The organism is Streptomyces boncukensis, from assembly GCF_011045075.1.
In the GTDB taxonomy this organism is placed as follows: Bacteria; Actinomycetota; Actinomycetes; order Streptomycetales; family Streptomycetaceae; genus Streptomyces; species Streptomyces boncukensis.
The window spans coordinates 1-850 of record NZ_JAAKZZ010001053.1; the positions used below are offsets into that span (position 1 = coordinate 1).

Annotated in this window: 1 protein-coding gene; it reads right to left on the reverse strand. The window is 76.5% G+C overall.

Annotated features, from left to right (window positions below; all coding sequences use genetic code 11):
- Positions 1-850: OB-fold domain-containing protein (locus G5C65_RS40630; protein ID WP_206442739.1), on the reverse strand; the 850-nt coding region annotated here is incomplete at both ends.

Genomic DNA, 850 nt, shown 5'->3' on the forward strand with positions numbered 1-850 from the left:
GGGCCGGGTCCGGGCCCGGGCCCGGGCCCGGGGCCGGGGCCGGTCCGGGGATCGACACCGCGACCGTGCCCGACACATGGGTGCCCAGGCGGTTCCGCCCGGTGACGGACAGCTCCACCGTGCCGTCGTCCCCGGCGGCCGTCACCCGGCCGGTCAGCGTCATCGTGTCCCCCGGGTAGTTGGGTACGCCGAGCCGGATCGCCACCCGCCGCAGCCGCGCGGACGGACCGGCCCACTCGGCGACGTAGCGGCCCACGAGGCCGTTGGTCGTCAGGATGTTCATGAACATGTCCGGGGAGCCGTTCTCCCTGGCGGCCTCAGCGTCGTGGTGCACGTCCTGGAAGTCCCGCGAGGCGACGGCCCCGGCGACGACGAGCGTGCGCGTCACCGGCACCTCCAGCGGCTGCGGCCCGCCGCCCTCCGCCGGCGCCGCGGCGCGGAAGACGGGCAGCTCCAGTTCCTCGTCCACCCGCTCGAACCCCAGCTCGACCGGCATCCCGATCCGCACCTCGCCGGGCGGCACCCCGGTGATGCCGCTGACGATCCTGACGCCCTCCGCGAGCTCGACCAGGGCGACCGCGTACGGGCCGGAGCGGCCGGGGAGGGACGGATGGTGCACGACGACGTAGGAGTAGACGGTGCCCCTCCCCGACGCCTCGACGGGCGACCAGTCCGCCGCGCCGCAGGAGTTGCAGCCGGGCAGCCAGGGGAAGCGGAGGGCCGCGCAGGAGTCGCAGCGCTGGAGCAGCAGCCGGTGCCCGGCCACGCCGTCCCAGAAGCCCGCGTTGTCGCGGTTGACGACCGGGCGGGGACGGCGCCGGGCGGGCGACGGATCCGGTCGGGCCTGGGG